Here is a 16,030-nt window from a genome sequence, read left to right on the forward strand (position 1 = left end):
TTTAGTGGCCTTAGATAAGGCTCTTACGTTGGTTAGAAGGTGGAATTGCTAAAGACTCACGATATTTAGCAATCGTACGTCTTGCCACCTTGATCCCCTGATCTGCCAAAATATCAGCAATTTTGCTGTCGCTGAGTGGTTTACTGGTATTTTCGGCAGCTACCAGTTTCTTGATTAATGCACGAATAGCGGTTGATGAGCACTCACCTCCACCATCGGTAGCCACATGGCTAGAAAAGAAATACTTAAGCTCGAAGATGCCGCGAGGTGTATGCATGAATTTTTGGGTGGTTACCCGGGAAATGGTGGATTCGTGCATTTCTACAGCTTCTGCCACATCGTTCAGTACCATTGGCTTCATGGCTTCTTCGCCATATTCAAAAAACGCCTGTTGATGATGAACAATGCAGTTGGATACTTTTAATAGGGTTTCATTTCGGCTCTCGATACTTTTAATAAACCACTTGGCTTCTTGTAAGTGGCTACGAATAAACTGGGTATCGTTAGCGTTGGTAGAGGTTTTACTTAAAGATGCATAGTGGGAGTTAACACGCAACTTAGGCATTGCATCTGGGTTGAGCTCTACAACCCAGCGGCCTTGGCGTTTTACAACCGATACATCCGGGATAACATACTGGGCTTGGTTAGGCTCTACCGCGTTACCTGGTCGAGGTTCAAGCGTATGAATCAAACGCATGACTTCGCGTAACTGGTCTTCTTTAAGTTTGGTTTTGCGGGCTAATAGACGAAAATCGCGATTAGCTAATACATCAATGTGATTTGAAACTACATCTTTGGCTTCATTTAGCCAAGGGGTGTCTTCGGCAAAACGGCTTAATTGGATTAGTAAACACTCTTGCAGCGAGCGCGCTGCTATACCAACTGGATCGAAATGTTGGATGCGTTTAAGTACTGCTTCTACTTCATCTAGCTCTACATCTAAGTCATTGTTATCGCTTGAACGTAAGCCTTCTAGTAGCTGCTCACAGTCTTGGGTGAGGTAGCCCGATTCATCTACTGCATCAATAATGGCTAAAGCAATAGCTTGGTCTACTTCACTAAATGGAGTGAGTTGCATTTGCCACAATAAGTGGTCTTGTAAAGAGTCGACAGTTTCGCCCTGAAACAACATATCGTTGTCATCGCTCACGGCGCTGCCAGATGAGCTGGCTGGGGCAGAACTGGCGCTGTAGATATCGTCCCAAGTAGAGTCAACAGGGAGGTCGTCAGAAACAGTTTCTTGATTAATGGCATCGCCTGCTTCAATTTGACTGTTGTCTATGTCCGCAGTGGATTCGGCCTCGGTAGACTTCTCATTGGCAGATTTAGCGTCGGTTGCGTCACTATCACTGGCGTGAGACTCATCCGCCTCAAGCAGAGGGTTACTTTCCAGAGCCTCTTGAATCTCTTGCTGTAAATCCAGTGTTGAAAGCTGGAGTAAGCGAATGGCCTGTTGTAACTGGGGGGTCATGGTTAACTGCTGACCAAGACGCAACTGCAAAGATGCTTTCATTAACTACCGCTGTTCCTTCTTCTTATTGTCTTTTTTTAAACTTGCACTTTAACTATAGCTTGAATTGTTCTCCGAGATAAACTCGTTTCACATGTTCGTTTTCGAGAATTTCTTCTGGCTTTCCTGAGGCTATCAATTCGCCTTGGCTAACGATATAGGCATGCTCACAAACATCGAGAGTTTCTCGAACATTGTGGTCGGTAATTAGTACACCTAGACCGCGATCACGTAGGTGTTCAATGATCTTTTTAATATCGATAACAGAAATAGGATCTACCCCTGCGAAGGGTTCGTCAAGCAAAATAAACTTAGGTGCGGCGGCTAGCGCTCGGGCAATCTCAACCCTTCGACGCTCACCACCCGATAAGCTCATGCCTAGATTTTTGCGAATATGGCCAATGTGAAACTCTTCAAGAAGGTCGTCTAATGCACCAATTTGTTGCTCTTTATCGAGGTCTTTTCGGGTCTCTAATACGGCGAGTATGTTCTTCTCCACAGATAAGCGGCGAAAGATGGACGCTTCTTGCGGAAGGTAGCCAATGCCTTTGCGTGCGCGGGTATGCATCGCTGTACTAGAAATATCGTCATCATCGATGAGGATTCGGCCTTGGTCACGAGGCACCAAGCCCACCACCATGTAAAAAGTGGTTGTTTTGCCAGCGCCGTTTGGACCTAACAAGCCAACAATTTTACCGGTTTCTACATTTAGACTAACGTTTTTAACTACCTTACGGCCCTTGTAGGCTTTAGCTAGGTTTTCAGCAATTAGCGTACTCATTATTGCTGGTCTTCCTTGGGCGTTAGTTCGTCAAGCTGCTGAGGCAGGAAAATAGTAGTTACACGGCTATTTTCGTCGCCTTGTGCCACCATTTCTTGTTTGTTGATGCTGTATTTGATCATTTTACCTTTTACCAAGCTCTCTTCTTGTTTGAGTTGAGCATTGGTGGTGAGTGTTAGCGTTTGGGTTTTTAGGTCGTAACGCACTTCGTTCGCTTCAGCTTCAATTGGCTTGCCACTATCAAGTAATTGATAAAACGTTGCGGGTTCGCCTTTAGCGATCATTACTTCGCTGCCTTTTTCTTCGCTACCAATAACACTGAGTTCTTCGGCGTGCATTTTAATCGAGCCTTGAGTCACCACAACATTATTGTAAAAGGTGACTCGGTTTTCTTTGATATTGACCTGCTGGCGGTCAGCATCAACAATAATTTGTTTGTTGAAGTCGTCTTCTAGTGCTTGTGAACCCCAAGAAAGCATAAACAAGCTAGCCGCAAGTGCTAACTTACTCTTGTGGGTTGTGGTAAACCGCTTCGATATCATCTAATAAAGTCACTATTTCGTTGGCTAAATCACCGTCCATGCCAACGCCATACAGTTCGTATGAAGGGCCATAAACGGTAACAGGTTGATCGCTGCTCATGGTTTCTGTTTGCAGGTCGATCTCCAATTTTTCGGTTATTAAGTCGCGAACATACTCGCCACGGCTTAAATTTTTAATTACTACATTGTCATTTAAAATGACGTTTTGCTGCTGCTGTACTGTAGCGTGATCGGCCACAATTTGCCATACAGGTTGGCTTGGATCTGGGTACACTAAGATCTTTGGTTGAGCAAAAGTTGTGTGCTTAAGTTGTTCAAAAAACTCCATTTCCTCAGCATAGATCCGATAGCGCGGGCTACCATCTTCGCCAAAACTCACGCTGTAGAGCTTTTCGGCAACAAAGTTTGGTTTGCTGGCTTCGCGTTTAGCACTTAGCTGCTGAGTTTCCGAAGGACTAAGCTGCCACAGCACCAAGGCCAAGAGAAATAAGCCTGCAAAGAACCAGGTTGGGCGATTCATACACTCATACCTTGAGCATTATCAAGCTCGCCTTTTGCTTGCAGTATTAGATCGCAAAGCTCTCGAACCGCACCAAAACCGCCACGGGTTTGGGTGATAAGGTTGGCACGTTGTTTACACAAGGGGTGAGCATCTTGCACGGCTACACCTAAACCACAGTCGTGCATTACTGGGGTGTCGACCACATCATCACCAATATAGGCTACGTTTTCAGGAGCTAGTGACAATTGTTCAAGCATTTGCTGGTAGGCGACGAGTTTGTCTTGTTGGCCTTGGTAGATACGAGTAATTCCTAAAGCCTGCATACGCTGTTGCACAATATTTGATTGGCGGCCGGTGATGATAGCGACTTCGACGCCGATATTCAGTAGCGCTTTAATGCCAAATCCGTCGTGGGTATGAAAGGCTTTAAGTTCTTCTCCGTCATTGCCCATATAAATGCGACCATCGGAGAAAACCCCGTCTACATCGCAAACTAAAAGTTTAATTTTTGCTGCCGCGTCAAAATTGCTTTGGCTAACCGCGCCATAGGGCGTGTTAATTGTCACTAGTAAACTCCGGCTTGTAATAAGGTATGCATATTAAATGCACCCACAACGGCTTTATTGTTTAGCACAAACAAGCCGTTAATTGACTTGGTTTTCATTAACTTTAAGGCATCAAAGGCTAGCCAATTGTCGTCAATTACTTTGGGGTTCTGCGTCATCACTTGGCCAATTTGGGTATCGTGAATGTCGATGCGCTGATCAAGGATACGACGCAAGTCGCCATCGGTAAAAATGCCTGCCAGCTGCTGCTTAGAATCAAGTACTCCCACCATGCCTAAACCTTTGGCAGTGATTTCGAATAGCGCTTCGCGAATAGTTTGTTCGACTGTTACTAGCGGAATTTGTTCCCCAGTTAGCATTAAGTCGCTCACACTGAGTAGCAGTTTTTTGCCTAAAGTTCCGCCTGGGTGAGACAGGGCAAAGTCATCGGCTGTGAAGCCGCGAGCTTCCAATAAAGCAACTGCTAGAGCATCGCCCATTACTAAGGTAGCTGTAGAGCTTGCTGTTGGTGCTAGCCCTAAGGGGCACGCTTCACGTGGCACCGAGATGCATAAGTGATAGTTGGCCTGCTTTGCCATAGATGAGTTGGGGTTACTAGTCATGGCAATAGAGCGCACACCAATGCGGTTAAACACTGGGTAAAGAGACAATATTTCCTCAGATTCGCCTGAGTTAGACAAGGCTAATACGATATCGTCGGCGGCGATCATGCCTAAGTCACCGTGGCAGGCTTCGCCAGGATGGACAAAAAAAGCGGGTGTGCCAGTAGATGCTAAGGTGGCAGCAATTTTGTTAGCAATATGACCTGATTTACCCATGCCTGTGAGGATAACTTTACCCTTACAGGCCAGTATCATTTCGCAGGCAGCCGCAAATTCTTGGTCGATATATTGGTGAAGGTTATCAATACCTAAGCTTTCAATTTCTAGTACTCGCTTAGCAACAGCGATGTAATCAAATGACACTCACTTCCCCTTAGTTTTAAAATTAGTGACAACAGCGGCTTATGCTAAGAATAATAGCATTTGGTAGCCTATGAAGCCGCTTAACAATAAGCCGCCTTCCCATCGAGAAATCTTACGGCTTTTACCAAAACCCATGGCCATTACAAACAGCACTACGGTTACACCCATCATCACATAAAAATCGCGGCCCGCAGCGTTGGCGTCGATAGGACCTGGCGCCAACATGGCAGGTACAGCCAATACAGCCAAAATATTGAAAAGGTTAGAACCAATAATGTTGCCTAAAACCAAATCGTCTTCTTTTTTTATCACGCCTGCGATACAAGCAGCTAGCTCTGGCAAACTGGTGCCGATGGCAATGATGGTTAAGCCGATAACTAAGTCACTCATACCAAAGTAGCGGGCAATTTCGGAGGCCGAACCTACTAATAAGTCGGCGCTAAGAGGTAGCACTACCATACCTACTGCTAACCAAAACAATGCTTTACCAGTTGGCACATCATTGGGCACTTCCGACTCTGCTTCCTCAACCATTGGGTCTACGGTGTTGCTATTACGTTGGCGTAGGGAGTTAACGATTAAGTAGGCCATAAGCGCTATAAATAAGGTAAGTAGAACAACCCCTTCAAGGTAACCCAGTTGTTGGTCGTGTAATACCCAGCCCGCTACTGCGGTAGCACCTAACACCATCGGTAATTCTCTAAACAGAGTAGAAGAAGATACCAGTAAGGGTTTGAGCAGCGCAGTTAAACCTAGAACCAAGGTAATGTTGGTAATATTAGAGCCAATGACATTACCCACCGCGGTATTCATTTTGCCTTCTAAAGATGCGGTGGCAGAAACCATAATTTCGGGCGCCGACGAGCCTAAGGCCACAATGGTTAAGCCAATAATCATTGGTGATAAACCAAAATTATTGGCGATAGCAGCCGCACCAAAAACAAAACGGTCGGCACTCCATACCAATAATGCTAAGCCAACAATTAACAATAAACATTCAACTAGCATGCAAGTCCTTAAATTAAAAAATATCCGCGATGCAAAAAAATCGAGGCATTGTCGGCATTTTCCCGGTAAAAGGGAAGAGTTTAGCCTTGAGTGTAAGCAATTATCTCAATAATATGTCTGCCTTGGCCAATCAAGATTGCTCACGGAGTGGCAGATAGTTTGATTGAAGTAAAACAACTGGCGTTTCAGCGCGGTGATAAAGTCATTTTTGATGGCTTGGACCTACATATCCCAACCGGCAAAGTGACAGCCATTATGGGGCCTAGTGGAATTGGCAAAACAACACTACTTAAATTAATTGGTGGTCAGCTAAAGCCGACTGCTGGCCAAGTGCTGATTGATGGTCAAGATGTTCATCAACTAAAGCGCAGTGATTTGTTCAAGTTGCGTAAACGTATTGGCATGTTGTTTCAAAGTGGCGCTTTATTTAGCGACCTTAACGTTTTTGAAAATGTTGCTTTTCCATTGCGTGAACATACCAAGCTACCCGAGCCCGTGCTGCGTAACTTAGTGTTGATGAAATTGCAGGCAGTAGGCCTACGCGGAACAGCCGAGTTAATGCCTGGCGATTTATCTGGTGGTATGGCGCGTCGTGTGGCGCTAGCTCGTGCGATTGCTTTAGAGCCAGAAATTATTCTTTATGATGAACCTTTTGTTGGTCAAGATCCTATCTCGATGGGGGTACTGATTAAGCTTATTCAAGGTTTGAATCAAAGCCTGCAACTCACATCTGTAATCGTTTCTCACGACGTGAATGAGGTGCTAAGCATTGCTGATTATGTCTTTGTTATTGATGGCCACAGTGTTCTAGCACAAGGGACGGTTGAAGAAATTGCCAATAATCAAGACCCTCGTTTAGCCCAATTCCTGCAAGGTCAGGCTGATGGACCCGCGGCATTTCACTATCCTGCTGAAGATTACGCGCAAGCATTAAAGGCGAGTTTATGATTGATGCTATTGCAGCCTTAGGCCGCAACACCTTATTACGTATTGGTGCGCTAGGGCGTGCCAGCTTAATGCTTTGGCATGCTCTACTATGTTTACCAAGCAAACAATTACTTAAAGATACTATCCGCCAGATTTACGTAGTAGGTGTGCAGTCTCTGCCTATTATTGTGGTTTCCGGTCTATTTATCGGCATGGTTCTCGCCCTACAGGGCTACCACATTTTGGTAGATTTTGGCGCCGAGACTAGTCTTGGTCCTATGGTGGCGTTGTCGCTGTTACGCGAGCTTGGCCCAGTGGTTACAGCATTGTTGTTTGCAGGTCGGGCTGGCTCAGCTTTAACGGCTGAAATAGGTTTGATGAAAACCACCGAACAGCTTTCGAGTATGGAAATGATGGCCGTTGATCCACTTAAACGGGTAATTGCTCCACGTTTATGGGCTGGTTTTATTGCCATGCCGCTGCTTACTTTAATGTTCAACCTAGTAGGTATATGGGGCGGATTTTTGGTTGGTGTTGAGTGGCTTGGTGTGGATAACGGCAGCTTTTGGTCAATTACCGCAGCTTCAATTGAATTTGGTCAAGACATTGGCAATGGCATTATTAAAAGCGCGGTGTTTGCTATAACAGTAGTTTGGGTGGCGTTATTTAATGGCTACGATGCGATGCCGAGCGCTCAGGGAATTAGCCAAGCGACTACACGCAGCGTAGTGCATGCCTCTTTGTTGGTTTTAGCCTTGGATTTTGTACTAACCGCCTTGATGTTTGGCAGCTAGGTTTAGGGAATAACATGAAAGTAAATAAATTAGAATTGTCGGTTGGTTTGTTTGTATTGCTAGGCATTGCAGCCTTACTGATCTTGTCACTAAAGATAGCTGATAGCCAATTAGGTAAAAATACCGATACCTACACCTTGTATGCTAAATTCGACAATATCGGCGGGCTAAAAGCACGCTCGCCAGTGAAAGTGGGCGGAGTGGTTGTTGGTCGTGTAGAGAAGATTCATCTTGATACCGAGGATTACATGCCAAAAGTCACCTTAAGCATGTATCGTCAATATGGTTTTTACCCCGAGACCAGTTCATTGTCGATTCTTACAGCCGGCTTGTTGGGTGAGCAATATATTGGTCTGACACCGGGTTTTGTATTGGATGACATTGAAGAGCTGAATGACGGTGATGTGATCGAAGACACCAAATCAGCGTTAGTACTTGAAGAACTAATTGGGCAATTCCTGTTTTCTATAACGGAGAAATAGCATGTTTATAAGACGCTTGATGTTGGTAGTAACACTACTGTTTAGTGTTAGTGCTTTAGCTGAACAAGTAAACGAAAACCCCTATCGTTTGATGAGCTATGTGGCAGAGCAAACCTTTAGTCGTTTGGCTGAAGTTGATCGAGACGCCGCGGATTCAGCTCAGCAAATTGAAGATATTGTGCGCGAACAATTAATGCCGCACATCGACTATCGCTACGCCTCTTTTGTCGTGTTAGGCAAGCAAATTAAAAAAACCACTAAGCCTCAACGGGTAGAGTTTACCGCCGCTTTTAAAGAATATTTGGTAAGCACTTACACTCAAGCTTTGGGTCAATACAAGCAACAACAAGTAAATATTGAGCCAGAACGCTCAGTAGAAGGAAAATCTAAAGTTGGCGTTAAAGCGCAATTTGTTGATGGTGAACGTCCACCGATCAAGTTGGAGTTTAAATTCCGTAAGCTTAAGAACAAAACACCTGACAGCCCCGACCGTTGGCTGGCCTACGATCTCATCGCAGAGGGTGTTAGTTTACTTTCAACAAAACAATCTGAGATGGATAGCCTGATTCGCGCCAATGGTATTGATGGGGTTATTAAGCTGCTACAAGACAAAAACTTTGCGGCTAATGAGTCTAAATCATGAAGGCAGAATTGAGCGTTGAGCAGCAGTGTTTATCGCTTAGCGGAGATTGGGATAGCCAACAAGTTGCACTTAAGTGGAACGAATTGCTGACTTGCCAAGCTCAAGAATTAGATCTTGCCAAGCTCAAGCGGATTGACTCTGCAGGAATAGCCGCTATTATCACCGCCTTAAAACCGGAACCCAGTAAGCGCTTATTAATTAAGCGCTGTCCTGAACAAGCCAAGTTGTTATTTAAACTCTATGAGTTAGACAGCTTGCTGCACTTTGAAGATTAACGCACTTAACGCGGAGCGAATTATGCAACCAGAACAAATCGAAGAAATTTTATCGCAAGCGCTTGAGTTAGAGCATGTGCAAGTTAGTGGTGAAGGTAATCACTTTCAAGTTGTTGCTGTTGGTGCAATGTTTACGGATTTATCGCGAGTTAAAAAACAACAAGCGGTTTATGCACCACTGAAAGAGTACATTGCGAGTAATGAGATTCACGCTTTAGGAATAAAAGCGTTCACTCCTGATGAATGGCAAAAGCAACAGAAGTTTGGCCAATTGTAGTCTTTAGGAGTTTTAGTGGATAAGTTTAGAATTGAAGGTGGCTGCCGCCTAGAGGGTGAAGTGGCTATCTCGGGCGCAAAAAACGCGGCTCTGCCAATCCTTTTTGCAACCTTATTATGTGAAGAGCAAGTTACTCTACACAATGTTCCTCAGCTAAGAGATATTGGCACTACTTGTAAGATGCTTGAGCATCTTGGGCGCGAAGTAGAAGTTAAGGGCGAAACCGTTATTGTTAAAGCGGGCAAAGCCAATGATTTTGTTGCTCCTTATGAATTAGTTAAAACCATGCGCGCTTCTATTATGGCCTTAGGGCCATTAGTGGCGCGTTATGGTGAAGCCGATGTATCACTACCTGGCGGGTGTGCCATTGGTGCGCGCCCAGTTAATTTACATATTCATGGCCTAGAGCTTATGCAAGCTAACATGAGTGTGGAAGATGGTTATGTTAAAGCTCGCGTAGATGGCCGTTTAAAAGGTGCTCGCATCTTTATGGACATGGTGAGTGTAACCGGTACTGAAAACTTAATGATGGCTGCTGCGCTTGCTGAGGGCGAAACCATTATTGAAAACGCCGCTCGCGAACCTGAAGTGGTCGACCTAGCCGATTTCTTGAATACCTTAGGTGCCGACATTAAAGGTGCTGGTAGCGACACCATAGTAATTAATGGCGTAGAGAGCTTACACAGTGGCGAATACAGTGTTTTACCTGACCGCATAGAAACCGGTACTTACTTGGTTGGTGCTGCGGTAACGGGTGGTAAAGTGCGTTGTACCCATACTGATCCAGGTTTAATGGAGTCGGTGCTTTCTAAGTTGGAAGAAGCGGGCGCTAAGGTTACTAGTGGTAAAGACTGGATTGAAGTTGATATGCAAGGCTGTCAGCTGAAAGCTGTAAACGTGAAAACCGCACCTCACCCTGCATTCCCTACCGATATGCAAGCACAGTTTACCGTGTTAAACATTGTTGCTGAAGGTACCGGACATGTGACGGAGACTATCTTCGAAAACCGCTTTATGCACGTGCCGGAGTTAATGCGTATGGGTGCGGAAATTGAGTTAGAAGGCAATACTGCTATTTGTAAGCATTCAGAGCACTTAACTGGCGCGCAGGTAATGGCGACCGATTTACGTGCCTCTGCTAGCTTGGTGATTGCTGCATTGGTAGCTGAAGGCGAAACCGTAGTCGACCGGATTTACCATATTGACCGCGGTTATCAAAACATCGAAACCAAGTTTGCCAACCTAGGCGCAAAAATTACTCGTTTTAACGACCGCTCGTAGGTCGAGTAGGCAGTTTTAACTCAGTAATTTTAACGGGGAGCTCAAGTAGTTCCCCGTTTCTATATAGGCGAACCATAATCTCTGAGCCTGGACGCGTTTCCGCCACTATATCCATGGCCTGTTTGATTGACTCAATATCTGTCCCTGCAATGCTCACCAATATGTCATTTGCTTGAATACCTGCTTCACCAGCAGGGCCACTTGGGTCGAGTCCACTCACAATTACCCCACGGGTTTCATTAAGCTTTAAGCGAGAGGCAAGTAAAGGCGTAATTTTTTGCCCGTCTAAACCTAGATAACCGCGTACAATGGTGCCGTCTTTAATTAGCCCCTGCATGATTTTTTTGGCTAATACATAGGGAATAGCAAAACTAATCCCGTAAGTATCAGCTGCATCGTTTAAGTGATAGGCAGAGGTATTAATTCCCACTAACTCACCACGTGTATTCACCAAAGCGCCACCAGAATTACCACGGTTAATCGCCGCATCGGTTTGTAAAAAGTCTTGGCGGCCGGTTGAACTCATACCGCTGCGTCCAGCAGCACTAATAATGCCTTGGGTAATGGTTTGACCTACGTTGTATGGGTTACCAATTGCCAACACTACATCACCAACCTGTGTCGCCAATTGGTCGTTTTGCGGAATAACTGGGAGATCTGGAGAGGCTTCAATTTTTAATACTGCGAGGTCGGTGATCATGTCGCCCCCCACTAAATCGGCGTTAAATACCCGGCCATCTTGTAAGGCGATGACAATTTGATCGGAATTGGCGATAACGTGAAGGTTGGTTAATACAAAACCTTGTTTAGACATAATAACGCCAGAGCCTAAACCTTGAGACTCGAGTTGAGTGTCTACATTCACATAAGATTGTAAGAAGCTGCGGGTATAGATATTTACCACTGCGGGCGCCGCGCGCCTAGACGCTTGTGCGTAGCTAACTAGCGGCGTATCGGTATAGTCATCGAGCAGTTGCTTACTGTTTTCACGAAATTCCGGAAACGCAAACAAAATGCCCAGTGCTATTGCTAATCCAAAAAAAGCGGGCTTGAGTAAATACTTGATTATAGCTAACAATTGTTCTTCTCCAGCTAGATTCTCAGCATAGCACGCAGATACTGGAGACAAAAGAAAAGGCGACTAATAAGTCGCCTTTATTGTTAATCATCTCAATCTATTGAATGATTCGGTAGAGGTTTTCATCACCGCGTTGAATGTTTACGGCTAGCACCTTGGGCTCGGTTTCTAAGAGGGCGCGCAAATCAGCGATACTAGTGATGCGAATTTTGTTGATGCCAATAATGATATCACCTTCTTCTAAGCCGTTAGCAAAGGCTTTAGAGTTACGCGCAACTTTATTGACTCGCACGCCTGATATGTCGGCGTCTTTACCGGTAGAACTCAAACTTGCGCCTTCAAGGGCAGGGTGCATTACCTTGGCATTAATGTTCTGCTCTTCTGCCTGCTGTAAGGTCACTTTAAAATCGATAGGTTTACCGTCTCTAATTGCGCCAATTTTAATGGTTTTACCTGCGCCCATGGTGCCAATTTTGGCACGCAGTTCAGCAAAGCTTTTCACCTTTTTATCATCAACGGCAATGATGATGTCGCCTGGCTCAATGCCGGCTTTATCGGCCGCTGAACCCTGCATAACTTGGTTAACAAACGCGCCATGTTGCGAGTCGGTGCCAAAAGCCTTGGCTAAATCACTGTTAAGCTCGCCACCGGTTACACCCAGCACGCCGCGACGTACTTCACCAAACTCGATAATTTGATCCGCTAAGTTACGCACCATGTTACTTGGAATGGCGAAACCAATACCGATGTTGCCACCGTTAGGCGCAATAATTGCTGTGTTGATGCCAATAAGCTCACCGCGTAAGTTGATTAAGGCGCCACCTGAGTTACCGCTGTTAATCGCGGCATCGGTTTGAATGAAGTTTTCTAGGTTTTCAATGTTTAAACCACTTCGCCCCAATGCGCTCACTATGCCAGAGGTTACGGTTTGGCCTAGGCCAAAAGGGTTACCAATAGCAACAGTAAAATCACCTACACGAAGCTCATCAGAATCTGCCAGCTTAATATCAACCAGTTCATCGGCTTCTATTTGCAGTAATGCGATATCGGTATGACGATCACTACCCAATACTTCTGCTTCAAAGGTGCGGCCATCTTTGAGGGTGACAACAATCTCGTCAGCTTCGTGAATCACATGGTAATTGGTGATTACGTAACCCTTTTTCGCATCAACTACCACACCAGAACCCAGACCTTGAAAGGGGCGCTCTTGTTCGGCGTTACCTGGATTACCTTCTGGGCCGAAGAAGTACTTAAACAACTCTGGAAGTTGCTGTTGAGAAACCTTGGTGCCAGCAACAGAGATATTAACCACGGCGGGGGTGGCTTGTTCAAGCACTGGAGCTAAGCTGGGAAGTTCTTCGCCGCCCACTGAGAATGGTAGGGCAGCGTGAGCTTGGAAGGTATTGATGCCAAGAAACAGTGACAACAATACAATGACAAATTTCTTAGTGGAAACACTCATCTAAATACCTCAATAAACACATGTCATTATAAAAAAGCAGGATCTTAATGACCCTGCTTAGTTTAAAAAGTTCAATGATTTAGCTAGCTTTACGCTGAGCTTCGGTAAATAAACCAGATGGTTGATTAGAGTAATCTTTAGGTTGAGCTTCGCTTGATTCAACCGTTTCGTCTAGCTCTAATTTTTCTTGATAATCGGCAAATAGCTGCGGTTGAGCTACGTCTTCACTGATTAATGATTTTGACTGGCTGGCCATATGTTCGTATATGCCTTGGTATTGCTTGGCCATGTCTTCGAGTAGCTGAGCACTGGTTGCAAAGTGCTCTTGAACTTGCTCTTTATAACTGTCTAGCTCAGCTTTATTTTGTTCGAGTTCTTGCTTCATATTGGCATCGCTACCAACCGGCTTTGATGCTATACGACTAAGGAAGAAGCCAATAGCGACACCAATAAGAAGAAAAATCATACTGCTAATTGCGCTCATATTATTCCTTTGTTGGTCTTGATGAACTTTCAATATACTTGAGAATGCTTTCACATGGTACTATCAATTTTCGACTAATTTTAGCGGGTTCTGGGAATAGGGAAAGGATGACTCCACAGCAACAATACGAGCTAGATCTGCAAGCTCATGATTTTATAAAAGACAATGCCCAGGCATTTGCCGTTACTCAATTGCAACGCGTATTTGATCAGTTGAGCGAAAGGCCCACTTCCGCTGCAGCTCCTTCATCTTTTTTTTCCAAGTTAAAAAGTCGATTTTCCAACGCAGATGTATCTACTAAATCTCCTGTTCAAGGGCTTTACATGTGGGGAGGAGTTGGCCGAGGAAAAACCTACCTCATGGACACTTTTTTTAACTGCTTACCCCAGCAACGTAAAATGCGAGTGCACTTCCACCGTTTTATGCAGCGGGTGCATCAAGAGTTAAAAAGCTTAACTGCTCAAACTAATCCCTTAGAGGTCGTGGCAGATCGTTTATATAAAGAGGCAGAGGTTATCTGCTTTGATGAGTTTTTTGTTTCAGACATTACCGATGCAATGATTTTGGGAACGCTATTCGAAGCGTTATTTGAACGAGGAGTAACGCTTGTTGCTACTTCAAACATACCGCCTGAAGATTTGTACCGAAATGGTTTGCAGCGCCAACGCTTTGTGCCAACCATAAAGTTGATTCAACAACATTGCCAAATCATCAATGTAGATGGCGGCAGTGATTATCGAATGCGCACCCTTAATGAGGCAGAGATTTATCATTACCCCTTAGATCAACAAGCGGAGCAAAACTTAGCCCAATACTTTTTGCAATTGTCTAACGAACCGCGCCAAGCGCTAGGTCAGATTGAAATTAATCAGCGGATGATTAATTTTGTGAATGAAGCCGATAGTGTGTTACACGTTGAATTTAGTGAGTTATGTGAAGGGGCGAGGAGCCAGCTGGATTACATAGAACTAGCAAGGCTGTATCACACAGTGTTGTTATCGGGTGTAGTGGCAATGGGCGCTAAAAATGATGATGCCGCTCGACGCTTTATTGCTTTAATTGATGAGTTTTATGAGCGAAACGTTACTTTAATTATTGCTGCTGAAGTACCCTTAGAAAAACTCTATCAGGGTGGGCGATTGAGTTTTGAATTTGAACGTTGTTTATCTCGCTTACAAGAAATGCAGTCTCATGAATACTTGGAAAGAGAGCACTTACCTTAAATAATCTTAATTAGGGGTGGTTTTTTTTTGTACTTCCCCTATAATCTTGCCACCCCACGTTACATGTCACCGATTTGGTGATACTAACAATCCAGCTTACTCCGTATTCGAAGGGATACTATGAGTGGCTACTTTCACGTTTGTGATTATCACAAACACATGTGTAACAGTTATTTTGGGTTATATATACAAATGAAAACTTTTGTAGCCAAGCCAGACAGCGTTAAACGCGACTGGTACGTTGTAGATGCAGATGGTAAAACTCTGGGTCGTATCGCAACTGAAATCGCTTCTCGCCTACGCGGTAAGCATAAAGCTGAATATACTCCTCACGTTGATACTGGTGATTACATCATCGTAATTAACGCTGAGAAAGTAGCCGTAACAGGCAACAAAGCGAAAGGTAAAATTTACCACTCGCACACTGGTTACCCAGGTGGCTTAAAATCAATTAGCTTTGAAAAGTTAATCGAAAAAGCTCCTGAGCGTGTTATCCAGTCTGCAGTGAAAGGTATGTTGCCAAAAGGTCCTCTAGGCCGTGCAATGTTCCGTAAACTGAAAGTATTCGCTGGACCTGAGCACACTCATGCGGCTCAGCAACCACAAGTATTAGACATTTAAGTTACGGAATTTGAATAATGGCTGAGAATCAATACTACGGCACTGGCCGTCGCAAAAGCTCTACTGCTCGCGTATTTTTAAAAGCAGGTAGTGGTAACATCACTGTAAACAACCGTACTTTGGACGTTTACTTTGGCCGTGAAACTGCTCGTATGGTAGTTCGTCAACCACTTGAACTAACTGAATTGTTAGAAAAAGTTGACCTACTAGTTACCGTTAAAGGTGGTGGTACAACTGGTCAAGCTGGTGCTATCCGTCACGGTATCACTCGTGCTCTTATGGAATACGACGAAAGTCTACGTCCTGAGTTACGTAAAGCTGGTTTCGTTACCCGTGATGCGCGTAAAGTTGAGCGTAAGAAAGTTGGTCTACGTAAAGCACGTCGTCGTCCGCAATTCTCTAAACGTTAATTGCTATACACATTCGTGTTACAAAAAAGCTCGGCTATGCCGGGCTTTTCTTTATTCTAAAAGGTTAAAAACCTTGATTTCCCTTGTCAATTTGTGTGTTTTTTATTACTATTTTGTTCGCATTTACCTGCAATAATGTAGTAGCAAGTAAACGCTACCAGTAGCAGAAAAACGCTACCTTGTGCAGCATGCCGCA

20 protein-coding genes are annotated in these 16,030 nt (G+C 44.6%); 10 read left to right on the forward strand and 10 right to left on the reverse strand.

Annotated elements, in window-relative coordinates; genetic code table 11:
* Positions 1–10: 10 nt before the first annotated feature.
* From K5620_RS03120 to K5620_RS03150, 7 genes are read right to left on the reverse strand one after another with little or no spacing between them, the layout of a single operon-like run.
* Positions 11–1,513, reverse strand: a complete 1,503-nt coding sequence (locus K5620_RS03120; protein ID WP_016400743.1) for an RNA polymerase factor sigma-54 — start codon at positions 1,511–1,513, stop codon at positions 11–13.
* Between the two features lie 52 nt (positions 1,514–1,565).
* Complete coding sequence (lptB, locus tag K5620_RS03125) at positions 1,566–2,291, reverse strand: LPS export ABC transporter ATP-binding protein (protein WP_016400744.1); 726 nt, start codon at positions 2,289–2,291, stop codon at positions 1,566–1,568.
* A complete protein-coding gene (gene lptA / locus K5620_RS03130) occupies positions 2,291–2,770 on the reverse strand; it encodes a lipopolysaccharide transport periplasmic protein LptA (protein ID WP_016400745.1) in 480 nt (159 codons plus the stop codon). The genes lptB and lptA overlap by 1 nt, the downstream gene beginning before the upstream one ends.
* A gap of 25 nt (positions 2,771–2,795) precedes the next feature.
* A complete protein-coding gene (lptC, locus tag K5620_RS03135; protein ID WP_016400746.1) occupies positions 2,796–3,353 on the reverse strand; it encodes an LPS export ABC transporter periplasmic protein LptC in 558 nt (185 codons plus the stop codon).
* The gene (gene kdsC / locus K5620_RS03140; protein WP_016400747.1) at positions 3,350–3,901 is read right to left on the reverse strand and encodes a 3-deoxy-manno-octulosonate-8-phosphatase KdsC; all 552 of its coding nucleotides are present in this window, start codon (positions 3,899–3,901) and stop codon (positions 3,350–3,352) included. The genes lptC and kdsC overlap by 4 nt, the downstream gene beginning before the upstream one ends.
* Positions 3,901–4,866, reverse strand: coding sequence for a KpsF/GutQ family sugar-phosphate isomerase (locus K5620_RS03145; RefSeq protein WP_016400748.1), 966 nt, complete (start codon positions 4,864–4,866; stop codon positions 3,901–3,903). The genes kdsC and K5620_RS03145 overlap by 1 nt, the downstream gene beginning before the upstream one ends.
* Before the next feature lie 39 nt (positions 4,867–4,905).
* Positions 4,906–5,874 carry a calcium/sodium antiporter gene (locus K5620_RS03150; RefSeq protein ID WP_016400749.1) on the reverse strand — a complete coding sequence of 323 codons (969 nt, stop codon included), beginning with the start codon at positions 5,872–5,874 and terminating at the stop codon, positions 4,906–4,908.
* A gap of 147 nt (positions 5,875–6,021) precedes the next feature.
* Between K5620_RS03150 and K5620_RS03155 the strand changes: the two genes are divergently transcribed.
* The 7 genes from K5620_RS03155 to murA are packed head-to-tail and all read left to right on the forward strand — an operon-like array spanning position 6,022 to position 10,553.
* Positions 6,022–6,822 (forward strand): ATP-binding cassette domain-containing protein, encoded by an 801-nt coding sequence (locus K5620_RS03155; protein WP_040306929.1) that lies wholly within the window; start codon positions 6,022–6,024, stop codon positions 6,820–6,822.
* A complete protein-coding gene (gene mlaE, locus K5620_RS03160; RefSeq protein WP_016400751.1) occupies positions 6,819–7,595 on the forward strand; it encodes a lipid asymmetry maintenance ABC transporter permease subunit MlaE in 777 nt (258 codons plus the stop codon). Before K5620_RS03155 ends, mlaE begins: the two co-directional genes overlap by 4 nt.
* A gap of 14 nt (positions 7,596–7,609) precedes the next feature.
* Entirely contained in the window at positions 7,610–8,077 is a 468-nt protein-coding gene (gene mlaD, locus K5620_RS03165; RefSeq protein WP_016400752.1) for an outer membrane lipid asymmetry maintenance protein MlaD, read from the forward strand.
* A 1-nt stretch (position 8,078) separates the two neighbouring features.
* A complete protein-coding gene (locus K5620_RS03170; RefSeq protein WP_016400753.1) occupies positions 8,079–8,720 on the forward strand; it encodes an MlaC/ttg2D family ABC transporter substrate-binding protein in 642 nt (213 codons plus the stop codon).
* Positions 8,717–8,995 carry an STAS domain-containing protein gene (locus K5620_RS03175; RefSeq protein WP_016400754.1) on the forward strand — a complete coding sequence of 93 codons (279 nt, stop codon included), beginning with the start codon at positions 8,717–8,719 and terminating at the stop codon, positions 8,993–8,995. The genes K5620_RS03170 and K5620_RS03175 overlap by 4 nt, the downstream gene beginning before the upstream one ends.
* A 22-nt stretch (positions 8,996–9,017) precedes the next feature.
* Positions 9,018–9,272 carry a BolA family protein gene (locus K5620_RS03180; protein ID WP_016400755.1) on the forward strand — a complete coding sequence of 85 codons (255 nt, stop codon included), beginning with the start codon at positions 9,018–9,020 and terminating at the stop codon, positions 9,270–9,272.
* A 15-nt stretch (positions 9,273–9,287) separates the two neighbouring features.
* Positions 9,288–10,553, forward strand: a complete 1,266-nt coding sequence (gene murA, locus K5620_RS03185; RefSeq protein WP_016400756.1) for a UDP-N-acetylglucosamine 1-carboxyvinyltransferase — start codon at positions 9,288–9,290, stop codon at positions 10,551–10,553.
* Here the strand turns inward: murA and degS are convergent.
* The 3 genes from degS to K5620_RS03200 all read right to left on the reverse strand — a co-directional run bounded on the left by degS (position 10,537) and on the right by K5620_RS03200 (position 13,580).
* Positions 10,537–11,631, reverse strand: coding sequence for an outer membrane-stress sensor serine endopeptidase DegS (gene degS / locus K5620_RS03190; RefSeq protein ID WP_016400757.1), 1,095 nt, complete (start codon positions 11,629–11,631; stop codon positions 10,537–10,539). The two genes, murA and degS, sit on opposite strands and share 17 nt — an antisense overlap.
* 97 nt (positions 11,632–11,728) lie before the next feature.
* Positions 11,729–13,096, reverse strand: coding sequence for a Do family serine endopeptidase (locus K5620_RS03195; RefSeq protein ID WP_016400758.1), 1,368 nt, complete (start codon positions 13,094–13,096; stop codon positions 11,729–11,731).
* Between the two features lie 79 nt (positions 13,097–13,175).
* The gene (locus tag K5620_RS03200; RefSeq protein ID WP_016400759.1) at positions 13,176–13,580 is read right to left on the reverse strand and encodes a Z-ring associated ZapG family protein; all 405 of its coding nucleotides are present in this window, start codon (positions 13,578–13,580) and stop codon (positions 13,176–13,178) included.
* Between the two features lie 107 nt (positions 13,581–13,687).
* Between K5620_RS03200 and zapE the strand changes: the two genes are divergently transcribed.
* The 3 genes from zapE (at position 13,688) to rpsI (ending at position 15,834) form a co-directional block, all read left to right on the forward strand.
* Entirely contained in the window at positions 13,688–14,803 is a 1,116-nt protein-coding gene (gene zapE / locus K5620_RS03205; RefSeq protein ID WP_016400760.1) for a cell division protein ZapE, read from the forward strand.
* A 192-nt stretch (positions 14,804–14,995) separates the two neighbouring features.
* On the forward strand, positions 14,996–15,424 hold the full coding sequence (gene rplM / locus K5620_RS03210) for a 50S ribosomal protein L13 (RefSeq protein ID WP_016400761.1): 429 nt from the start codon (positions 14,996–14,998) through the stop codon (positions 15,422–15,424).
* Between the two features lie 17 nt (positions 15,425–15,441).
* Complete coding sequence (gene rpsI / locus K5620_RS03215; protein ID WP_040306930.1) at positions 15,442–15,834, forward strand: 30S ribosomal protein S9; 393 nt, start codon at positions 15,442–15,444, stop codon at positions 15,832–15,834.
* The last annotated feature ends 196 nt before the right edge of the window (positions 15,835–16,030 follow it).

The sequence above is a fragment of the Agarivorans albus genome, assembly GCF_019670105.1.
GTDB lineage: Bacteria > Pseudomonadota > Gammaproteobacteria > Enterobacterales > Celerinatantimonadaceae > Agarivorans > Agarivorans albus.

Bases quoted from the DNA above. Each gene is read 5' to 3' on its own strand.
- zapE (WP_016400760.1), top strand. From the start codon at position 13,688: ATGACTCCACAGCAACAATACGAGCTAGATCTGCAAGCTCATGATTTT.
- K5620_RS03170 (WP_016400753.1), top strand. From the start codon at position 8,079: ATGTTTATAAGACGCTTGATGTTGGTAGTAACACTACTGTTTAGTGTT.
- lptA (WP_016400745.1), bottom strand. From the start codon at position 2,770: ATGCTTTCTTGGGGTTCACAAGCACTAGAAGACGACTTCAACAAACAA.
- K5620_RS03200 (WP_016400759.1), bottom strand. From the start codon at position 13,580: ATGAGCGCAATTAGCAGTATGATTTTTCTTCTTATTGGTGTCGCTATT.
- K5620_RS03175 (WP_016400754.1), top strand. From the start codon at position 8,717: ATGAAGGCAGAATTGAGCGTTGAGCAGCAGTGTTTATCGCTTAGCGGA.
- rpsI (WP_040306930.1), top strand. From the start codon at position 15,442: ATGGCTGAGAATCAATACTACGGCACTGGCCGTCGCAAAAGCTCTACT.
- mlaD (WP_016400752.1), top strand. From the start codon at position 7,610: ATGAAAGTAAATAAATTAGAATTGTCGGTTGGTTTGTTTGTATTGCTA.
- lptB (WP_016400744.1), bottom strand. From the start codon at position 2,291: ATGAGTACGCTAATTGCTGAAAACCTAGCTAAAGCCTACAAGGGCCGT.
- K5620_RS03180 (WP_016400755.1), top strand. From the start codon at position 9,018: ATGCAACCAGAACAAATCGAAGAAATTTTATCGCAAGCGCTTGAGTTA.
- mlaE (WP_016400751.1), top strand. From the start codon at position 6,819: ATGATTGATGCTATTGCAGCCTTAGGCCGCAACACCTTATTACGTATT.
- K5620_RS03195 (WP_016400758.1), bottom strand. From the start codon at position 13,096: ATGAGTGTTTCCACTAAGAAATTTGTCATTGTATTGTTGTCACTGTTT.
- rplM (WP_016400761.1), top strand. From the start codon at position 14,996: ATGAAAACTTTTGTAGCCAAGCCAGACAGCGTTAAACGCGACTGGTAC.
- K5620_RS03120 (WP_016400743.1), bottom strand. From the start codon at position 1,513: ATGAAAGCATCTTTGCAGTTGCGTCTTGGTCAGCAGTTAACCATGACC.
- K5620_RS03150 (WP_016400749.1), bottom strand. From the start codon at position 5,874: ATGCTAGTTGAATGTTTATTGTTAATTGTTGGCTTAGCATTATTGGTA.
- lptC (WP_016400746.1), bottom strand. From the start codon at position 3,353: ATGAATCGCCCAACCTGGTTCTTTGCAGGCTTATTTCTCTTGGCCTTG.